Consider the following 14,137-nt stretch of genomic DNA (forward strand, 5'->3'; position numbering starts at 1 on the left):
AAAAAGCTCACACAGATGTGCAAGCTTAGCATTCTTCAATATAAAACCCATTCGGATGTAAATAAATTTTTTCGTCTTCTTCTTTTAATTGACTGAGCACTTCTTGGCCTCTTTTTTCTGCGGTCATTAGCTCCGATCCCGCGTTAAAAATACAACGCAGGCGTTTTCCTTGATGACAGCGTTCAAAAATAAGTTGTTTTTTCGGATCGTCGACACTCACCCAGTGTAATTTCCCGAAGCTCAACACATCGACATATTTTTTTCGAAGCTTGATCAACAATTGCATAAAGGTGAACAGCGCACGATCTTGTTGAGTTTCATCCCAAATCATGCAGCGCCGATTATCTGGGTCCATCTCACCTTCCAGTCCGATCTCAGTGCCATAATATAAACAAGGCGTACCCTTTTGCAAAAATAGAAAAGCGAACAAACTTTTCATCAGCTCTTTATCCCCTCCGCACACGGTCAAAATTCGCGGAGTGTCGTGGGAATCTAATAAGTTAAAGGCAACTTCATTAGCTTGATCACGATACAACATCTGTTGACGATTCATCCCGGCGATCATTTGCGAAGCAGCGATTTTTTGTTTCGCAAAAAAAGCTTTCATATTATCAGTGAACGCATAATTCATCACCGCATGAAATTCATCGCCAGCTAACCAACTTTGGGCTGAATGCCAGATCTCCCCTAAAATATAAAGATCACTTTTTTCCGTCAGCACGACTTCATGAAATTTTTTCCAAAAATGATGGTCCACTTCATTGGCAACATCTAACCGCCAGCCATCGATATCAAACTCTTTGATCCAATACAATGCGATCCCCAACAAATAATCTTGTACTTCGGGATTAGCGGTATTCAACTTAGGCATATTCGGAACGAAACTAAACGTATCATACGTAATATTTTCTGCTAGCTCCGCTGAATCTGGCAGCGGCTCGTATTTGACGGGAAACGAATGGATGTGGAACCAATCCGCGTAGCGCGAATCTGCCCCGTGAGTCAAAACATCTTGCCACTGTTTAGAACTGGCACCTAAATGATTGAAGACCGCATCAAGCATCACTTTCATATCTCGTTTATGCGCTTCTTGGACTAGTTTTTGGAACAATGTCTTGTCGCCAAAATGCGGATCAACTTCTAAATAATCCACCGTATCATATTTATGATTCGAAGGCGAAGTAAAGATCGGACACAAATAGATCCCGTTGACCCCTAACTCTTTTAAATAATCCAACTCTTCAATAATCCCTTTAAGATCTCCACCAAAAAAATCTGCTCGACCAGGTCGCTTGCTTCCCCAGGGCAATGTCCCCGCTGGATCATTCGTCGGGTCACCATTTTTGAAGCGTTCCGGAAAAATCTGATACCAAACTGTTTGCCGAACCCAATCGGGCGTCTTGAACCGATCGATCCCATGAAAATACGGCAACCGGAAATAAAGATTGTCTTGGTCGATGAACCCTTTTGCTGCTGGAAATAACCCTTGATCCCCGTAAAAAAGCTGCTCACCATCTGTGGCTGTCAAAATAAAGCCGTATGAGATCCGCTTAAAAGGAACCATCACTTCTAATTCCCAGTAGTCTGAGGTCTCAGTCGCTAGACCTTTTGTCATCGGCACACTTTTTTGGTACCATTTTTTACTAGCAAATTCATAATGATCGCCATATACTAATCTCACCGTTTGGATATCATTTCGCGCAGTCTTTACGCGGATCCGCATCCGGTCATCCGTATATAAAAACGCAAATTCACTTTCCGGACGATGATAGATCGCACTTTTATTCATTCCTTCACTCCTTAAAAACATTGTCATTTTATGATAACAAAGATCACTGAAAAACTAAAATGTAAGTCCGCCACTCAGCAAGCTGAGCAGCGGACTCACGTTTACCAAGTTGTTGGTAGTATCAACAGCTACTAGCCGAAATCGTTTTATTAAGGCGTAGCGATTTCAGTGGGGGCAACCGATGTTTCAGTGTCAGCTGCCAGCGTTGTTTGTGCGGGTGTAGTGCTCGCCGTTTCAGCGGGAGCTGCTGGTTGAACCGGTGCCGTTGACGTATCGGTCGTAACTTCAGAAGCAGGTGCTGCTGCTTCCACTTCGATTTCTTGCACGGCACGGGCATGATATTTCCATTTATTAGTTGCTGGTGCTTCAGTGGTGGAAGGTGTCGTGTCACTTTCAATCGTTTCTTCGTCAGTTGAAGCTGGTTCAGGCGCTGCTTCAACCGGTTCTTCACTGGCGGCTTGAACAGGTGCTGGGGCTACTGCATTTGGTTTTACCGGCGCAGCTCCTTCACCTGTTTGCCCGGCTTGCCCATCATAATAGGTTGGTTCAGCAGAGGTGGCTGGAGCGGCTTGGTCGATAGGTAAAGCACTCACAGCTTGATCAGGCGCGACACTGGAACTCGTTGTACTCGTCTTTTTAGTCGACTGCTTTGCTGATGACTGGACTTTAACGGTCGCAGGTGTAGAAGCTTTAGCACTTGGTCGTGTCTTGGTCATCGCATACCCACCGACTCCGGCACAAAGTAGAACACCTGCAGAAAACGTAATCAGTTGCTGTTTGCGGCGTTTTGCTTTGGCGGCTAAATAAGCCGGTTGAAAAGCTGGTTCATACTTATGTAATTGCAAAAATTCCCACGTCTGCCACGAACGATTATGTTTGACAAAATAGCGTTTTGTCACTTTCTTCATCTCCTTGCATCGTATCATCATTTGATAATGAATAATCTCTCATAGTGTAACGAAATAACTTTGCCACGTAAAATGATAACCCAGCACTCGTCAAAGGTCGTAAAATTCTTTGCCGATTTTGCAAAGCGCACCCCAGCCGGACTACATGAGTTTAAGTTTTAGTTAATCTAAAACTTTTTTGAGTAAATTAAAATAAAATTCAAATAAGCTGTCTGATCAAGCAAAACCCATTCAACCCAGTCAATCTCGTTTGAGAACAAAACTTAAAGAAACTACTTCGTTAAACCGCCAGCTGCAACGTCCGTTTTTCAAAGCACTAAATACAAATTTCGCGCCAATTTATGCTATTATAAACTTAGAAGATCGAGATCTTCTCCTCGTTAGCGAGGATCACTCCAGGGCGTAAAATGTTAGGGGAAGCGTTTTGCGCCCCTTTAATTTTTGACACACCAGCTGTCAAATGATAGACTGGATAAAATCATTGAAAAGAGGGATCATGCGATTGAAAAATTAAGCGAATGTTGGAAGCTGCAAACTGTAACCCATTTTAAGGGAGCAGTGGACAGATTTTCAGGATCGGCTTAGTTTTTTGATCAGCAGGCCCTCTTTTTGTCTGCCTCAAAAGCCGTTACCTGAAAAGTAGGAATGACTTTTTAATCTGAGGAGCTTACAAATGGCAACAATTGAAATCAAACATTTAACGTTCGGTTATGATGAACAAGCCGAAAATTTATTCGATGATGCAACATTAACTTTAGATAGTCACTGGAAGTTAGGACTCGTTGGTCGCAACGGGCGTGGAAAAACCACGTTGCTTCGATTACTTCAAGGAAAAATGGCGTACCAAGGAAGCATTACTCATCCTTTGGAATACGTGTACTTTCCAGCTAAGATCAGTGATCCCACTCAATTGACGTTTTATGCTTTAAGTGAATTGGAAAATTTTGAACAGTGGGAGTTAGAGCGAGAACTCAATTTGATCCAACTGGACCCAGCTGTCTTATGGCAACCCTTTGATACCCTTTCTGGCGGCGAGCAAACCAAAATTTTATTGGCATTGCTCTTTACGCAAACTGCGCGTTTTGCTTTGATCGATGAACCGACGAATCATTTAGATTTACAAGCACGCCACCACGTCGCCACTTATTTACAACAAAAAAACGGCTTTATCGTCGTCAGTCATGACCGCACTTTTCTCGATCAAATTTGTGACCACATTTTAGCGATCGAAAAAAGTCAGCTCGTGTTATACCAAGGAAATTTTTCCACTTACGAGACCCAAAAAGCAAGACAAGATACGTTTGAGCTCGCCCAAAACACCAAATTGCAAAAAGAAGTCGGCCGCTTAAAACAAACAGCAGCTGAAAAATCTCGCTGGTCGCAAACACGAGAAAGTGATAAATACGGCGATCCAACAAAGAAAAAAAGTCGTGGTAATATCGACACTGGTTTTATTGGAGCGCGGGCAGCTCGGACGATGAAACGATCTAAAACATTAGCGAATCGGATGGAACAGCAGATTACACAAAAAGAAAAACTACTAAAAAATCTAGAAGAGATCGACGCACTCCAAATGCTTTACACGCCAACGCACCATCAGCAGCTACTAAAAGCAGAACAACTTCAGCTAGAATTTGATGCGCCTTTATTTGCACCGTTAAATTTTGAACTGGCACAACACGAGATCGTAGCCCTCACCGGTCCGAACGGCAGTGGAAAATCAAGTGTGATCCACTACTTGCTCGGTATCTTTTCTGGGACTAGCACGGGAGCTATGGTGCGTCCCCAAAAGCTCAACATCAGTTACGTTCGGCAAAATTACGAAGCCAATCGTGGAACTTTAGTAGAATTTGCTACAGTTCAACAACTAGATTACTCACTTTTTTTGAACAACTTACGCAAACTAGGCATGGGGCGGACAGTCTTTGCGACACCGATCGAAAAAATGAGTCTTGGACAACGAAAAAAAGTCGAGTTAGCTAAATCATTGGCACAACCTGCCGAATTATTTATTTGGGATGAGCCGCTGAACTATTTAGATGTTTTCAACCAAGAACAATTAGCAGAGCTACTACTTGCTATTAAACCAGCCATGCTGCTAGTCGAACACGATGAGACTTTTTTAACACAAGTCGCTACGAAAAAAGTCGCCTTGCAATCACTGGATTAGTAAGTGCTCATTACAACTACACCTAATAAATGATAGAATAGCCAAAAAGGAGTGAGACAAGTTGTGTCTCACTCCTTTACTATGATTGTAGCTAACTCGTGCTAATTTTAGCGGCTACATTCGGACTTATCTTTTTTTAACTCCGATCACAAAACTTTCTACCACGCCATACAGCACACCGGCGATCACAAAGATCACCCAGCTAGTAGTAAACGATTGGCTGATAAATGACCACAGAAAATAGATCACAAGGACTGCCGGCCAATAAACTTTTTGCAAGATGTAAGCTGGCGCGGCAGCTGAACCATATTTTTCAGTGCGGGCATTCGGACCCATTTCATCTTCATCGGCGACAAAATAAGCGCCCGCTGAAAACTTAGTGAAAGAACTTTGCACGATCCCACCATACACGATCAAAAAAACGCCGGCTGCTATAACTAGAAACATAAAAGCAGCCCCAACGCCACTACTAAACCCCATTGACGTCACTAAGATCATCGGAAATAAACTCAACACACATAGACAGATTCCGCCAACTAGGCTGAACATAAAACTGCGATGGTAATTTTCTTTCAACTCCGCAGCAATTCGGCTGACTGCTGTAGGAACTCGGCGATCATTCAATTGTTTGCCTAAACGACTAAACTGAACGCCAGCGGTAATAATCAAACCCACCCCCAAAGCCACAAATAAAATAAAGGCCAATACCCCAATCTCACCTGAACCTAAGCTAGCAAAACTGATCAACAATGCCACCGACAAAATCGTAAAAGCAATTCCTAGTCCTAACCACAATGCCGCTTTTTTTCGTTCCGCCAAATAGCGCAACATCTCCGCTTCAGTGATTTGCTGCTCCCAGTCAGCAGCTGCAGACTCCGGCTCATTTTCTAAATCCAACGCTTCTTTTAATTCCTCTACCGAACCAAACTCGCTGATAACTGCTCCGATCGCTTCGTGTTCACTTTTTCCTTCCGCCAATAATTCGTTGTAATGATCTTCCATCGCTTGTAATAAATCCGCCTTGGCCTGCTGGACTTTTGGTGTATCTGGTAAGCTAGAAAACAAACTCTCTAAGTAATTTTTGATCGTCTCCATTGTGATCCCCCTATTTCATAAATCGATTCACGACTTTTTTAGTTTGCTGCCACTCCGCTTTTTTCATTTTTAAAAATTCAGCGCCTTGTTCTGTTAAATGATAATACGTCCTTTTTTTCCCATGGGTGACTTCACCTGGATAAGCGGTGATCAAACCATTTTTACTCAGACGATTGAAGGCGGAATAAAGCGTTGTTTCTTTGATAACATATAACTCATCGGTCACTTCGCGAATCTGCTTTGAAATCGCATACCCATACGAATCGCCTTGAGCTAAAACAGACAGAATAATCACGTCGTTGTAGCCTCTTATCCCATCACTTGAGATCATCTTTCCACCTCCGAATATTACTTCATCTGTCGTTGTAGTCAGTATAGCTCAATTACTACGACAGGTAAAGTAAATACAAGAAAGTTTTTTGCACAAAAGCGATTTCTGTGGGAAAATACCAAACGAAAGAAGGAAACGTATGGAAAAAATTGCAATCGTTGGCGGCGGGATCATCGGCCTAACGCTAGCGAGTTATTTAGACCCGAAAAAATTTGAACTCACCTTGTTTGACGATGGGGCAGGCCAAGCAACGAAAGCTAGTGCGGGGATCATTTCACCATGGCTTTCAAAACGGCGGAATCAACGCTGGTATCACTTGGCTAAAGATGGGGCAGCGTTCTTTCCTAAATTGATCCAGGATTTCCAGCTAGACGAAACCATCTACCAACAGTGTGGAACGTTACTTTTACAACCTGCGGAAACATTATCTGAACTAGCGTCCCTGGCAGAAAAACGCCGGCTAACAGCACCTGAAATCGGCACGATCCAACTGTTAGACGCCGAGACGGTCGCTAAAAAAATCCCCTCTTAGCACCACGACCAGCCCTCTTTATTTCTGGAGGCGGACGCTTAGACGGAAAACGTTATTTAGCTCAACTAAAAAAACAACTACAAGAAAAAATAAATTTTGTAACTGGCTGCATCCAACTAAAAAGCGAAACGGCTTTAGTTTTTGCAGGTCAGGAATTGGAATTTGATCAAATTATTTTGACGCCGGGACCACAGTTGAAAAATCTCTTAAAAGATGTGGGCTACACCGTTGACATCCGACCCCAAAAAGGCCAACTGTTAGTTTTTGAGACTGAGCTGATCGAAAGCGGAAATTGGCCGGTCGCAATGCTTTCAGGTGAAGCAGATTTGATTCCGTTTGAAAAAGGAAAGATCTTATTGGGAGCGACCCATGAAAATGACGCGACTTGGGATTTAGCTGAAACTGCAGCTGCGTTTACTCAACTAACTGAAAGTGCGCGCCCTTATTTAGCCACTCCAGCAAAATTATTGGCCACCCCGGTTCACTATCGTGTAGGCACTCGTGCCTACACCTCTGATTTCGCGCCTTTTTTTGGTCGTCTATCAGACACTTTAGTTGTCGCTAGCGGCCTAGGCTCTTCCGGTTTGACCACCGGCCCTTTGATCGGTTATTTGTTAGCACAAAGCCTCAACTATCGGCAAACACTTGACTATCCCAACTACCAAAAACCATTAACGAGATACATCCAGGCGCGTGCCTAACTGAAAAAAGCGACTGAAGAAATCTTCAGCCGCTTTTTCATAATTAGTGCATTACCAATTTAAATGTTCACCTGTAAATAAACTATATAGCCAATTTAAAGGCGCGAAAAATAAATTTTCCATTTGGCTCGCCTCCTTGGTTAAAACAATAACACAGCTTTCAGTTGCGTGACCGTGACCTTTTTTATTTTTCCGTTATAAAAACGTCAATTGTTACAAAGAAGCCCACTCTTTGTAAACTAGTAGCAACTTCCGTTAAGAAGAAAACACTTTCAGACGTAATTTTGGTGATTTTAGTCATATAACCCCGCCACATTTAGTTAGGAGATGAACTAGCATGGAAATCAAACAGCTTTTTGGTTTTGAATTAAAAAAGCGCAAGATAGTTTGCAACTTGCTTTATAATCAAACTTTACAGCGGCTGATTTTAGCTAGCTTAAGATTGATCAACACACGTAACCAAGCACAAAAACATGTATTACACGCCCCTGCTCGCGGCCGAACTTTGATCGCATTTTAAGCTTTGACCTCACGCAATTTTTTAGGCGTGAGGTTTTTTAATTGAACTTCTGCTTGTGACACGGACAACTCGGCTTGCTGAACTTGGTCCAACAAATCTGCAATCTGAGTCAAAACTAAAAAAACTTGGTGCTCACTATTGATGATCGTAACAGTGGAGACATAGCGCGTAAAAAATTCAAAATCGGCTAATTCAGTTAAATCTTGCTCTGGAGCTCGAGCTTTTTCTTTCAAGATCCGGTGGGCTAGTTTCAATCCAATCGAGATCAAATGTAACGTGGTCTGCTTTTTTTCACGCCGTTCCCGAAAAAAAGGTAAAAAAAGAGCGACAATCACTGCGATAAATTCGGCCAAACCAGTCACCCATTCAGCTAAGCTACCTAATTCCATTTTGCTCACATTCTTTCTACTCATATTAGTTGCACCATAGCGGTTAACTACCATTTTGTCAAAAAAAAGAGGCAGCAAGCCACCTGATTTAAAGGATGGAATCACCACCAAAAAAGAATCAATGGACTGCAGACTGCCAATTTTCAGCTAAAAATTTTTTGCGGCGAGCGGATGTCCGCGCATAATTTGTTGGATGATGTTTGTAATACGCTTGATGTTCTAACTCAGCCGGATAAAAAGTCGTTGCCGGCTCGATTTTTGTGACGATAGGTTCTTTGAATTGCCCACTTGCAGCTAACTTCTCCCGACTTGCTTCAGCTGCGTGCTTTTGTTGTTCATTTAAATAAAAAATCACTGGGCGATAATTACTGCCTCGATCTTCAAACTGACCAAACGCATCAGTGGGATCAGTCTGCTGCCAATAAATTTCTAATAGGTTTTCATACGAAAATAACTCGGGATCAAAAATGATCTCCACGGCTTCAGTGTGTCCTGTCGTGTGACTTTTGACTTGTTCATACGTTGGATTTGCTACCGTGCCACCTGTATAACCGGATAAAACTGAATAAATCCCTGGCAAAGAATCAAAGGGTTTGACCATACACCAAAAACAGCCCCCGGCAAAAATTGCTCTTTCCATCTACTCACGCTCCTCTGATTTAGTTGATGATTGGCTGACTGGAATGACTGATCCACCCCATTTTTTTGTGATCCAAGTTTGGACGTCTTTCCGATGCAGTGCGTTGACTAATTTTTTGACACTCGCTTTATTTTTAGCTTTCGTTTTGGTTGCGACGATATTGACATAAGGTGAATCTTTGCTTTCGATCATTAACGAATCTTTCATCGGATTCAACCCTTTTTCGTAAGCAAAATTTGAATTGATCGCCACCAGATCCCCTTCTTTATTGGCATAAGCCGAGGCTAGAAGCGAAGGATCGACCGAATGTTTAAAGACTAAGTGTTTCGGATTAGCTGTGATATCAGCAAAAGTCGCTTGATCGATCGCCACTCCTTTTTTCAACTTGATCAACCCGTTTTGCTCAAAAATCCTTAAGACCCGTCCCCACTCAGATGGAACATTTGAAACAATGACTTTAGCTCGCTCGGGGATCGCGTTGACTTTTTTTATCTGATGAGAATAAATCCCCAGTGGTTCTAAATGGATCGCACCGACATTGGCAAAATCATACTGGTTTTCTTTTTTCTGTAAATTAAAATAAGGCACCGTTGAAAAATAATTAGCTTCGATATCACCACTTTGCAACGCTTTATTTGGTAAAACGTAATCATCGAATTTCGTGATTTCTAAGTTCACTCCTTCTTTTTTTAAAATCGGTTTAATATGTTCTAAAATTTCAGCGTGAGGTGTCGGCGAAGCACCAACCTTCAAAGTTTCTGCGGCTTGCGCGCTAGCCCCTGCGAACCCTAACGTTCCTAATAGCGCTAATATTACGATTGTTTTTTTCATCTTTCCCCTTCCTTTCCTAAAAACAAAAAAACATCCTTAGAAGAAAATCCTTCTAAGGATGTCTGCTTGACATGGTACCACCTTATTTTGTAAAAGTTGCCTTTTACCTCTGCTCCGCTACGGCTTGCGCGATAACGGCGTCGTTTTAACGGAGACATCCGTGTGACTCTAAATTACTTCAAGTCACCCACTCAAAAGCCATTTTCACATCCGCTTCCTAACACCTCTTTTCAGCTCCCGAGGCTCTCTAATTGAAATTCCACCGATCTTACTTTCTTTATCATCGTGTTTTTAGTTTTTATTTAGCTGTTGCTCATAATCTAAACGAACGAGCGTTTTTTGTCAACCCACTAGTTCAAAAAAATTTTTCATTCGTTTCGAAAGCAGGCTCGGCTATGTTAAAATAGAGCGTAAAATTTGAAAGGAGTTGCCTTTTTTGCTAATCCATCACACAGGTGAGGTATCATGATCCTCATCAGCTTACTTTTATTGCTAACTCTCATTTGTTTAGTTGGCTTGCTTTACCGTTACCTCAAATTAAAACGCGCTTTGCCACTGCTGGTCGCCCAATTGAAAAAAGAAACAGTCCCTGTTAAAACCACTGAAGCCGACTTGCAGGACTTGGCAGTTGCCCTCAACCAAACACTGACTGAACAAGCCGCGACACTAGCAAAACAAAAAGAACATGCTGCACTTGAACAGCAACAACAAACTGCCAAATTACAAAAAGCGCAACAGCAAGCACAAGCAACCCAACTCGCCTTAACGACGGCTAGTGAAAACTTATTAAACGCTGCCCAAGCCCAATTGACTGCAGCACAAACAGAACTTGCGCAGGTCGAACAAGATCATTTTGCAGCCCAGATCAAATACCAGCTAGATCAAGCGACTCAACAGTTAGCTGATTTGAAACTTTACCAGCAGTTAGCAATGCAACAAGTAACGATCCATCCTCAAATGATCGACCTTACACAGTTGCTTAAACGTCTGCTCCAGCCTTATTACGAAGACTTGCAAGCTCAAAATTTTCGGCTGGCGTTGCAGTTGACGAGTAACCTTAAACTTCAAAGCGATCCAGTCTTCGTGGAGCGGATCATTCAAGAAAGTTTAGACAATGTTTTAGCCCACGGACAAAACGAAGTCCGAATCAACTTGACTAAAGATGCTCATTTTATTTATTTGACGATCCAAAATCAAAGTTTGCCAGTCACAACCAAACAGTTGACTGCACCCTTTTACACAGCGCAGCCGACGACTGATCCAGCAGCTGGCTTAGGACTTTATTTCATCCAAGAATTAGTCCACTTGACTGGTGGGATCTTAACTCTCAGCTATGACCAACCTGTCTTTACGTTACAGATCAGCTGGCGGTTATAAAAATTTTACTCAACTGTCTCTTCTAAAAAAAGCCTGCGTCACTCCAATTAATTGGGGCAGCGCAGGCTTTTGAGTTTCATTCAATCCTTGTTTATAACGGCTCTTCGGTGATCGCCACTTCTTTTTCGATCCCGCCTAATGCGACGATCATTTCACTAGGCAAATAATCAGTGTACTCACGATATTCTAAAAACTGCAACACTTGGTCATAAGACAAAACAAAGCGTTCGCGTGATTTTTCCACTTCAACGACATATCTTCGCTCCATGATTATTCCTCCTTACAAATCAAAATGAACAGCTAACTTTATTTTTTGTAAACGTTCTATCGCAAGCCCAGTATAGCAAATCACTTTCTAGCAGCGCGAATTTACTGCTTATAAAAATACTATTTTTGAAAAAAATTAACGTTTCAATTCAGGCGACTTTTTGCAGCCACTCTAAACATTTCCGATTGCTTTTTATCCCGCTCTAAAAATTAATGATTAAGATAAATTAATTATCGTTTTATGATAAAAAATTATTGCAAAACAATAATTGAATTGCTATACTCAATCTATAAATTTAAAGGAGGCGTTTAAATGAACACAGCACGTTTTCGTGATATTTGTTGGGCCGTGAATGGCTTGTTAAAACTTTTTTCCATAGTGTGTGGCGTTCTTTTTTTAATTGGTGCAATCGATACACTCTTTTTCCATCATCCTCAAGTAACACATACTGACGGTCCGACATGGTACATCGCACTTAGCTTTATTGCAGAAAAAGTGACCACGAAACAAGAAAATGCCGCAAACTCGTACTTATTTTTATTAGCCTTGCCTTTTTTCAGCTATCTTTTTTGGTATGCGAGTCGAATCTTTGCTGATATTTCTGCTGGGCTGACACCTTTTTCAGCTACTCAACTCAAACGGTTTCGACGCATCGCTTTTCTTGTTTTAATTTTATCGCTCATCCAACCAGTTGCCTATGGACTATTACTTAGTTTACTCAGCGGCACCTTTTCGTTGACCATTTCATTAGGCCCGCTTTTTCTGATCGGTATTTTATTGTATTGCTTTTCCGGGATCATTCATTACGGTGTCGCTTTACAGGAATTTTCAGATGAAGTCATTTAGGAGGTTGAAAAGATGCCGATCGTTGTACATTTAGACCGCATGATGGCCGAGCGCAAAATCAGTTTGAAAGAACTAGCCGAAGCTGTCGGGATCACAAACGTCAATTTATCAAAATTAAAAACCGGAAAAGTCAGCGCCATTCGTTTTTCAACCTTAGAAGCAATTTGCGCTGTCTTAGAGTGTCAACCGGGAGACTTATTAGAATATCAAAAGGAGGACAACTAAATGGTTGCGGCTTTATTCCAAGTAGTGCTTTTCTCAGTTCCACCTTTGATCGCGTGGTTACTCAGCCAGCGCTCTGAAACTTTTTTCCAATCAGTCGGCTTAAAGTGGCCACTGATTTCAAAAAAATTGATCAGTGCAGCTGCCTTAACTTTGCTCATTTTTTTAGCGCTAGGCTTTGCTACCCGTCACCTTTTAGCCGGAATCGAACTAGCAAACAGCCAGTTTACAAATTTAAACTTTAAAGCACTAATTGCTATTCTGATTTATGCGTTTATCAAAACTGCTTTGGCTGAAGAAATTTTTTTCCGCGGCTTTTTACTGAAACGTTTGCAGCAGCGCTTGGGCTTTTTACCCGCTAACTTGATCCAAGCGGTGATCTTTGGCGGACTGCACGGGCTCTTACTATTAACTCAAACAACTTCGCCACTGATTTTATTCATCAGTTTATTTACCGGCACAGTTGGCTTTGTTTTCGGCGGGCTCAATGAAAAATTAGCCGGCGGGTCGTTATTCCCTAGTTGGTTGATTCACGGTCTCAGTAATTTAGTTAGCAGCTTGTGGGTTTGATGAGAAAAAAATTTAATTTTAAGTGGATGATTTTGCCTTTTGCTCAACTTGGTATATGATTGTTTCGGTAAATCATTTGGGAGGAAATTAATGTGATCACTATTAAATCAGAACGTGAAATCGAAGGTATGCGAGAATCCGGTGCAATTTTAGCCGGCATGCATCAAGGCTTGCGTGATATTATCAAACCAGGCATCTCCAGTTGGGAAATTGAAGAGTTTGGTCGTCATTATATTGAAAGCCACGGCGCGATCCCTGAACAGATCGGCTTTGAGGGTTACAAATACGCAACATGTGTGTGCGTCAACGATGAAGTCGCTCACGCTATCCCACGTAAAGGCTTGATCTTAAAAGCCGGTGACCTGGTAAAAGTCGATACGGTAGTCAACTACAAAGGATACATGAGCGATTCTTGCTGGACCTATGCCGTGGGTGAACTTAACGAAGATGCTCAAAAACTAATGGACGTGACGAAAAAAGCGCTCTACCTGGGCATTGATCAAGCAATCGTCGGTAACCGGATCGGAGATATTGGAGCGGCCATCCAAAAATATACTGAAGACGAAAATGGTTTTGGTGACGTCCGCGAATTGATCGGCCACGGCATCCAACCAACGATGCACGAAGCACCGGATGTTCCAAATTTTGGCAGCGCTGGTCATGGGTTGCGCTTAAAGGCGGGAATGACCATCACTATCGAGCCAATGATTAATCTCGGCGGTCATAAACTAGCCGTCAAAGCGGTCCCTCATGAAAACTGGGAATATTATGTGACGGCCGATCACAGTTTAAGTGCGCAATACGAGCACACAATCGCCATCACAAACGACGGTCCTAAAATCTTGACGAGTCAAGATCCTGAATTTGATGCAAAATATTTGTAAGCGACGATTAACTTAACGCACTAAAAAAGCTTTATCTCGATGATTCAGAGGTAAAGCTTTTTTT

At 42.1% G+C, this 14,137-nt stretch carries 15 protein-coding genes, 1 pseudogene and 1 other annotated feature; of the genes and pseudogenes, 8 read left to right on the top strand and 8 right to left on the bottom strand.

The window, feature by feature from the left end:
• Positions 1-25: 25 nt before the first annotated feature.
• Positions 26-1,789 carry a glycoside hydrolase family 13 protein gene (locus tag GVJ38_RS02510; protein WP_159721593.1) on the bottom strand — a complete coding sequence of 588 codons (1,764 nt, stop codon included), beginning with the start codon at positions 1,787-1,789 and terminating at the stop codon, positions 26-28.
• Positions 1,790-1,938: 149 nt separating this feature from the next.
• On the bottom strand, positions 1,939-2,697 hold the full coding sequence (locus GVJ38_RS02515) for a hypothetical protein (RefSeq protein WP_159721594.1): 759 nt from the start codon (positions 2,695-2,697) through the stop codon (positions 1,939-1,941).
• Positions 2,698-3,370: 673 nt separating this feature from the next.
• On the opposite strand from GVJ38_RS02515, the gene abc-f reads away from it, so the two are divergent.
• Positions 3,371-4,867: a ribosomal protection-like ABC-F family protein gene (gene abc-f / locus GVJ38_RS02520; protein WP_159721595.1), complete on the top strand. Its 1,497-nt coding sequence runs from the start codon at positions 3,371-3,373 to the stop codon at positions 4,865-4,867.
• Positions 4,868-4,993: 126 nt separating this feature from the next.
• Here abc-f and GVJ38_RS02525 read toward each other — a convergent pair whose 3' ends face one another.
• Together GVJ38_RS02525 and GVJ38_RS02530 are read right to left on the bottom strand one after the other, a co-directional pair.
• A complete protein-coding gene (locus GVJ38_RS02525) occupies positions 4,994-5,962 on the bottom strand; it encodes a permease prefix domain 1-containing protein (protein WP_159721596.1) in 969 nt (322 codons plus the stop codon).
• A gap of 10 nt (positions 5,963-5,972) precedes the next feature.
• Positions 5,973-6,293, bottom strand: a complete 321-nt coding sequence (locus tag GVJ38_RS02530) for a PadR family transcriptional regulator (RefSeq protein WP_159721597.1) — start codon at positions 6,291-6,293, stop codon at positions 5,973-5,975.
• Positions 6,294-6,432: 139 nt separating this feature from the next.
• Between GVJ38_RS02530 and GVJ38_RS02535 the strand changes: the two are divergent.
• Both GVJ38_RS02535 and GVJ38_RS02540 read left to right on the top strand, forming a co-directional pair.
• Positions 6,433-7,526, top strand: a pseudogene (locus GVJ38_RS02535) (NAD(P)/FAD-dependent oxidoreductase).
• A gap of 337 nt (positions 7,527-7,863) precedes the next feature.
• Positions 7,864-8,046, top strand: coding sequence for a hypothetical protein (locus tag GVJ38_RS02540; protein ID WP_159721598.1), 183 nt, complete (start codon positions 7,864-7,866; stop codon positions 8,044-8,046).
• Here GVJ38_RS02540 and GVJ38_RS02545 read toward each other — a convergent pair.
• The 3 genes from GVJ38_RS02545 to GVJ38_RS02555 all read right to left on the bottom strand — a co-directional run bounded on the left by GVJ38_RS02545 (position 8,043) and on the right by GVJ38_RS02555 (position 9,906).
• On the bottom strand, positions 8,043-8,459 hold the full coding sequence (locus tag GVJ38_RS02545; RefSeq protein ID WP_159721599.1) for a hypothetical protein: 417 nt from the start codon (positions 8,457-8,459) through the stop codon (positions 8,043-8,045). The genes GVJ38_RS02540 and GVJ38_RS02545 overlap by 4 nt on opposite strands.
• A gap of 94 nt (positions 8,460-8,553) precedes the next feature.
• Complete coding sequence (gene msrA, locus GVJ38_RS02550) at positions 8,554-9,075, bottom strand: peptide-methionine (S)-S-oxide reductase MsrA (protein WP_159721600.1); 522 nt, start codon at positions 9,073-9,075, stop codon at positions 8,554-8,556.
• Positions 9,076-9,906, bottom strand: a complete 831-nt coding sequence (locus GVJ38_RS02555; protein WP_159721601.1) for a MetQ/NlpA family ABC transporter substrate-binding protein — start codon at positions 9,904-9,906, stop codon at positions 9,076-9,078.
• Positions 9,907-9,957: 51 nt separating this feature from the next.
• Positions 9,958-10,199 (bottom strand) — a binding site (T-box leader).
• Positions 10,200-10,371: 172 nt separating this feature from the next.
• Between GVJ38_RS02555 and GVJ38_RS02560 the strand changes: the two genes are divergently transcribed.
• Positions 10,372-11,283, top strand: a complete 912-nt coding sequence (locus tag GVJ38_RS02560; protein ID WP_159721602.1) for a sensor histidine kinase — start codon at positions 10,372-10,374, stop codon at positions 11,281-11,283.
• A 91-nt stretch (positions 11,284-11,374) separates the two neighbouring features.
• Here the strand turns inward: GVJ38_RS02560 and GVJ38_RS02565 are convergent, their stop codons facing one another.
• Positions 11,375-11,551 carry a hypothetical protein gene (locus GVJ38_RS02565; protein WP_159721603.1) on the bottom strand — a complete coding sequence of 59 codons (177 nt, stop codon included), beginning with the start codon at positions 11,549-11,551 and terminating at the stop codon, positions 11,375-11,377.
• A 312-nt stretch (positions 11,552-11,863) separates the two neighbouring features.
• On the opposite strand from GVJ38_RS02565, the gene GVJ38_RS02570 reads away from it, so the two are divergent.
• From GVJ38_RS02570 to map, 4 genes are all read left to right on the top strand, one after another.
• Positions 11,864-12,397 (top strand): hypothetical protein, encoded by a 534-nt coding sequence (locus GVJ38_RS02570; protein WP_159721604.1) that lies wholly within the window; start codon positions 11,864-11,866, stop codon positions 12,395-12,397.
• Positions 12,398-12,409: 12 nt separating this feature from the next.
• On the top strand, positions 12,410-12,622 hold the full coding sequence (locus GVJ38_RS02575; RefSeq protein ID WP_159721605.1) for a helix-turn-helix domain-containing protein: 213 nt from the start codon (positions 12,410-12,412) through the stop codon (positions 12,620-12,622).
• Positions 12,623-13,189, top strand: coding sequence for a CPBP family intramembrane glutamic endopeptidase (locus tag GVJ38_RS02580; protein ID WP_159721606.1), 567 nt, complete (start codon positions 12,623-12,625; stop codon positions 13,187-13,189). It abuts the gene before it with no gap.
• Between the two features lie 92 nt (positions 13,190-13,281).
• Positions 13,282-14,073, top strand: a complete 792-nt coding sequence (map, locus tag GVJ38_RS02585; protein ID WP_159721607.1) for a type I methionyl aminopeptidase — start codon at positions 13,282-13,284, stop codon at positions 14,071-14,073.
• Positions 14,074-14,137: the final 64 nt, after the last annotated feature.

Source organism: Enterococcus sp. CSURQ0835 (genome assembly GCF_902706605.1).
Taxonomy (GTDB): domain Bacteria; phylum Bacillota; class Bacilli; order Lactobacillales; family Enterococcaceae; genus Enterococcus_A.

What these genes read in the sequence shown, in the direction of transcription:
- GVJ38_RS02510 (WP_159721593.1), bottom strand. Translation starts at nt 1,789, where the DNA reads ATGAATAAAAGTGCGATCTATCATCGTCCGGAAAGTGAATTTGCGTTT.
- GVJ38_RS02515 (WP_159721594.1), bottom strand. Translation starts at nt 2,697, where the DNA reads ATGAAGAAAGTGACAAAACGCTATTTTGTCAAACATAATCGTTCGTGG.
- abc-f (WP_159721595.1), top strand. Translation starts at nt 3,371, where the DNA reads ATGGCAACAATTGAAATCAAACATTTAACGTTCGGTTATGATGAACAA.
- GVJ38_RS02525 (WP_159721596.1), bottom strand. Translation starts at nt 5,962, where the DNA reads ATGGAGACGATCAAAAATTACTTAGAGAGTTTGTTTTCTAGCTTACCA.
- GVJ38_RS02530 (WP_159721597.1), bottom strand. Translation starts at nt 6,293, where the DNA reads ATGATCTCAAGTGATGGGATAAGAGGCTACAACGACGTGATTATTCTG.
- GVJ38_RS02540 (WP_159721598.1), top strand. Translation starts at nt 7,864, where the DNA reads ATGGAAATCAAACAGCTTTTTGGTTTTGAATTAAAAAAGCGCAAGATA.
- GVJ38_RS02545 (WP_159721599.1), bottom strand. Translation starts at nt 8,459, where the DNA reads ATGAGTAGAAAGAATGTGAGCAAAATGGAATTAGGTAGCTTAGCTGAA.
- msrA (WP_159721600.1), bottom strand. Translation starts at nt 9,075, where the DNA reads ATGGAAAGAGCAATTTTTGCCGGGGGCTGTTTTTGGTGTATGGTCAAA.
- GVJ38_RS02555 (WP_159721601.1), bottom strand. Translation starts at nt 9,906, where the DNA reads ATGAAAAAAACAATCGTAATATTAGCGCTATTAGGAACGTTAGGGTTC.
- GVJ38_RS02560 (WP_159721602.1), top strand. Translation starts at nt 10,372, where the DNA reads ATGATCCTCATCAGCTTACTTTTATTGCTAACTCTCATTTGTTTAGTT.
- GVJ38_RS02565 (WP_159721603.1), bottom strand. Translation starts at nt 11,551, where the DNA reads ATGGAGCGAAGATATGTCGTTGAAGTGGAAAAATCACGCGAACGCTTT.
- GVJ38_RS02570 (WP_159721604.1), top strand. Translation starts at nt 11,864, where the DNA reads ATGAACACAGCACGTTTTCGTGATATTTGTTGGGCCGTGAATGGCTTG.
- GVJ38_RS02575 (WP_159721605.1), top strand. Translation starts at nt 12,410, where the DNA reads ATGCCGATCGTTGTACATTTAGACCGCATGATGGCCGAGCGCAAAATC.
- GVJ38_RS02580 (WP_159721606.1), top strand. Translation starts at nt 12,623, where the DNA reads ATGGTTGCGGCTTTATTCCAAGTAGTGCTTTTCTCAGTTCCACCTTTG.